Origin of the sequence: Actinomadura sp. NPDC049753, from assembly GCF_040674655.1 — a bacterium.
Lineage (GTDB): Bacteria > Actinomycetota > Actinomycetes > Streptosporangiales > Streptosporangiaceae > Spirillospora > Spirillospora verrucosospora.
Window position 1 is genome coordinate 1 of the sequence record NZ_JBFARL010000361.1, and the last position, 3,945, is coordinate 3,945.

The following is a 3,945-nucleotide window of genomic DNA, read 5'->3' on the forward strand; positions in this document are numbered from 1 at the left end:
AGACGACGCTGGTCGACGCCATGCTCTGGCAGTCCGGGGCCTTCCGCGAGAACCAGGACGTCGACGACCGCGTGCTCGACTCCAACGACCTGGAGCTTCGAGCCTGCGCAGGGCGTAGGAGAGCGCGGGCTGGCTGACGTAGAGGGCCTCGGCGGCCCGGCCGAGGTTGCCCGCGTCCGCGATCGCGGCGAGGTAGCGCAGCTGGCGCAGCTCCATCCGGGCATCATAAACGCTCTTTATCGGACGGGGGAACCTCTGTCTTGGACGGCGGTGCCGGTGAGCTGCGATAACTATGGGCATGACGAACATTTCTGAGAATGGACGGGTCTGGCTGATCACCGGGGCGAACTCGGGCTTCGGAAGGGCGATCGCCGAGGCGGCGCTGGCGGCCGGGGACACGGTGGTCGCGGCGGCGCGGCGTCCCGAGACGCTGGACGACCTCGTGGCGCGCCACCCGGGGCGGGTCGCCGCGGTCGAGCTGGACGTCACCGACCTGTCGAGGGTCGCGGACGTGGTCGCGGACGCGGTGCTGTGGCACGGGCGGATCGACGTGCTGGTCAACAACGCCGGGCGCGGTGTCGTCGGCGCCGTGGAGGAGACCACCGACCGCGAGCTGCGCGAGCTGATGGACCTGCACTTCTTCGGCCCGGCGGCGCTGGTCCGGGCGGTGCTGCCGCACATGCGCCGGCAGGGGAGCGGCGCCGTCGTGCAGATGTCGAGCATGGGCGGCCGGTTCTCCTTCCCCGGCGTGGGCGCCTACTCGGCGACCAAGTTCGCTCTGGAGGGCCTGTCGGAGGCGCTGGCGCAGGAGGTCGCGCCGTTCGGGATCAAGGTCCTGGTGGTCGAGCCGGGGGCGTTCCGGACGTCGTTCGCCGGCGGCGGCCTGCACCAGACGGCCGCGATGCCGGAGTACGCCGGCAGCGTCGGCCCGGTCCGGGCGAACCTGCCGGGCAGCGACGGCAAGCAGCCGGGCGATCCGGCCAAGGCCGCCGCGGCGATCCTGAAGGCGCTGGAGGCCGATGACACGCCGCTCAGGCTGCCGCTGGGCAACGACGCCGCGGACGCCGTGGACGCCGCCCTCGCCGGAGCGCGGAAGGAGTTCGCGGCCTGGGAGCCGATCTCCCGGGGCACCGATTTCGAGGAATGAGCCGATAAATGGGTTGCCGGGGCGGAACCGCCCCGGCACCATGGACGTCGAAGGGGAGAACACCGGGAAGACGGGATCGGAAAGGGGAGCCGCGATGCGACGTCATCGAATGCGCAGCAGCCATTCCGGTCTCGGGAGCCGCCGACGGACGTGACCCGCACGTCCTGACGCCGACCGCCCGAAGACCACGGGCGGTCTTTTTCGTTTCCGGAGGGTTGGCCGAGCGGAAAGGCAGCGGCTTGCTAAGCCGTCGTCAGGGTCACCCCTGCGCGAGTTCGAATCTCGCACCCTCCGCGCTGAGCAGGGACGCTGGTGCGTCCGGCGGTCTCATAAGCCGCAGCAGGCAGGTTCGATTCCTGCGCTCAGCACGCAAGAACACGTCTCCGTGGCGCAGTGGAGAGCGCGCCGGGTTGCGGACCCGGAGGCCGCAGGTTCGATTCCTGCCGGAGATACGGCTTTCGTGGTGTAGTGGTCTGCACACCAGGTTGTGGTCCTGGTGGTGTCGGTTCGATCCCGACCGAGAGCCCTATGCATTTTGTCCGACCGTGACCGGCAGATATTGCTCAGGTGCTGGTATCCGGTTGCGTTGCGTTTGATCGAACCTGGAAAAACCTTCCGCATGTACTGTTCCTCCCCGCGGGCGTTGCGGTCCCGCGTCGTCGGCCTGAGCGTGCTCGCCGTGCTGGCGCTGACCGTCCACGGCGGTCCCGCGCGGGCGGCCGCGGGCCCCGCGCCCTACCTCGACCCGCGGCTCTCGGTGGAGGACCGCGTCGACGACCTGCTCGACCGGATGAGCCTGGCCGACAAGCTCGGCCAGATGACGCAGCCGGAGCGGCGGTACGTGACGCCGGAGGAGGTCACCCGGTACCGGATCGGGTCGGTGCTGTCCAGCGGAGGGTCGTCGCCCAGCCCGAACACGCCGCAGAGCTGGGCGGACATGTACGACGGTCTCCAGCGGGCCGCGCTCGCCGCGCCGCTGCGCGTCCCGATGGTGTACGGGGTCGACGCGGTGCACGGCCACAACAACGTGGCCGGTGCGACGATCTTCCCGCACGACATCGGGCTCGGCGCGGCCCGCGACCCGTCCCTCGTCCGCCGGATCGGCGCGGCGACCGCGGAGGAGATGACGGGTACGGGCGTGGACTGGGACTTCGCGCCCTGCGTGTGCGTGGTCCGCGACGACCGCTGGGGCCGGACGTACGAATCGTTCGGCGAGGTGCCCGAGCTGCCCGCGATGATGACGACGCTCGTCGAGGGGCTGCAGGGGGACGGGCTGGGCGGTCCCGCGTCCGTCCTGGCCACGGCGAAGCATTACGTGGGGGACGGCGGCACCGAGGGCGGCGACGACCGCGGCGACACCAGGATCTCGGAGAAGGAGCTGCGCGCGGTCCACCTGCCGCCGTTCCGCGAGGCCGTGAGGCGCGGCGTCGGCGCGGTGATGGTCTCCTACAGCTCGTGGAACGGGCTGAAGATGCACCGGAACGAGTACTTGATCAGCGATGTCCTCAAGCGTGAGCTGGGCTTCACGGGCTTCGTCGTCTCCGACTACAACGGCATCGACGAGATCGACGGGAAGCGGGGGTTCACCGAGGAGGAGGTCGCCGCCGCGGTCAACGCCGGGATCGACATGGTCATGGTGCCGGCCGAGTGGCGCCGGTTCATCGACTACCTGCGGGACGCGGTGAAGGACGGCGCCGTCCCGATGTCCCGTGTCGACGACGCGAACCGCCGCATCCTGACCAGGAAGTTCGAGCTGGGCCTGTTCGAGCGGCCGCTGGCCGACCGCTCGTACCTGAGGACGGTGGGGAGCGCCGGGCACCGCGCGCTCGCCCGGCGCGCGGTCGCCGCGTCGCAGGTGTTGCTGAAGAACGCCGGCGGGGTCCTGCCGCTGGACGGCGACGACAAGGTCCTCGTCGCGGGCCGCAGCGCCGACGACATCGGCATGCAGTCGGGCGGCTGGACGATCACCTGGCAGGGCGCGCCGGGCCCGGTCACGAAGGGCACGACGATCCTGCAGGGCATCCGGCGGGCGGCGGACCCGTCCGCGACCGTCACCTACAGCAGGGACGGGACCGGCATCGACAGGTCCTACGACGCGGCGATCGCGGTCGTCGGCGAGAAGCCGTACGCCGAGTACCACGGCGACCTCACCGGCGGCATGGGCCTCGACGACGCCGACCTGAAGACGATCGACCGGCTGCGGGCGTCCGGCGTCCCGGTGGTCGTGGTGCTGGTGTCGGGACGTCCGCTGGACATCGCCTCTGAGCTGCCCAAGTGGAGCGCGCTCGTCGAGGCGTGGCTGCCGGGCAGCGAGGGGGCGGGCGTCGCCGACGTCCTGTACGGGGCCGCCGCACCCACCGGCAGGCTCCCGGTGACGTGGATGCGGGCGGCCTCCCAGCAGCCCATCAACAAGGGCGACGGCAAGAAGCCCCTGTTCCCCTTCGGCTACGGCCTCACATACGACTGAGCGCCTCCTTGAGGACGTCGTCCAGCGGGGACGCGGCGATGCCGAACGTCTCCTCGATCGCTGAGGAGTCGACGGTGAACGGCCGGTGCGACATGTGCTCCGTCTCCCACATCTCCTCCCAGAACGGATCCGTGAGGCTCAGCAGCGTCAGTTCGCGGTCCGTCATGGTGTCCAGGCGGGGGCCGGGGACGCCGGCGAGCGCGGCGAGGCGGTCGGCGACCCCGCGCACCGAGGCGGTGATCGTCGGGGCGTGCCACGGCCGGCCCCATCCGCGCTCGTCGCCGTCGCCCCCCCCGGCGCACGGACCCCCGGGGGTGGCGCCCCACCCCGC

Annotated in this window: 2 protein-coding genes, 4 tRNA genes and 2 pseudogenes; 6 read left to right on the top strand and 2 right to left on the bottom strand. The window is 71.3% G+C overall.

Annotated features, from left to right (window positions below; translation table 11 throughout):
• Positions 1 to 96: 96 nt before the first annotated feature.
• Positions 97 to 216, bottom strand: a pseudogene (locus tag AB0K37_RS40770) (LysR family transcriptional regulator); the annotation flags it as partial.
• Positions 217 to 298: 82 nt separating this feature from the next.
• Between AB0K37_RS40770 and AB0K37_RS40775 the strand changes: the two are divergent.
• The 6 genes from AB0K37_RS40775 (at position 299) to AB0K37_RS40800 (ending at position 3,614) form a co-directional block, all read left to right on the top strand.
• The gene (locus tag AB0K37_RS40775) at positions 299 to 1,147 is read left to right on the top strand and encodes an oxidoreductase (protein WP_363991237.1); all 849 of its coding nucleotides are present in this window, start codon (positions 299 to 301) and stop codon (positions 1,145 to 1,147) included.
• 209 nt (positions 1,148 to 1,356) lie between these two features.
• Positions 1,357 to 1,441, top strand: a tRNA-Ser gene (locus AB0K37_RS40780).
• A gap of 1 nt (position 1,442) precedes the next feature.
• A tRNA-Met gene (locus AB0K37_RS40785) sits at positions 1,443 to 1,515 on the top strand.
• Between the two features lie 11 nt (positions 1,516 to 1,526).
• Positions 1,527 to 1,599, top strand: a tRNA-Arg gene (locus AB0K37_RS40790).
• A gap of 2 nt (positions 1,600 to 1,601) precedes the next feature.
• Positions 1,602 to 1,673, top strand: a tRNA-His gene (locus AB0K37_RS40795).
• Between the two features lie 93 nt (positions 1,674 to 1,766).
• Positions 1,767 to 3,614 (top strand): glycoside hydrolase family 3 N-terminal domain-containing protein, encoded by a 1,848-nt coding sequence (locus tag AB0K37_RS40800; RefSeq protein ID WP_363991240.1) that lies wholly within the window; start codon positions 1,767 to 1,769, stop codon positions 3,612 to 3,614.
• Here AB0K37_RS40800 and AB0K37_RS40805 read toward each other — a convergent pair.
• Positions 3,601 to 3,945: pseudogene (locus AB0K37_RS40805) on the bottom strand (hypothetical protein); the annotation flags it as partial. The gene AB0K37_RS40800 and the pseudogene AB0K37_RS40805 sit on opposite strands and share 14 nt — an antisense overlap.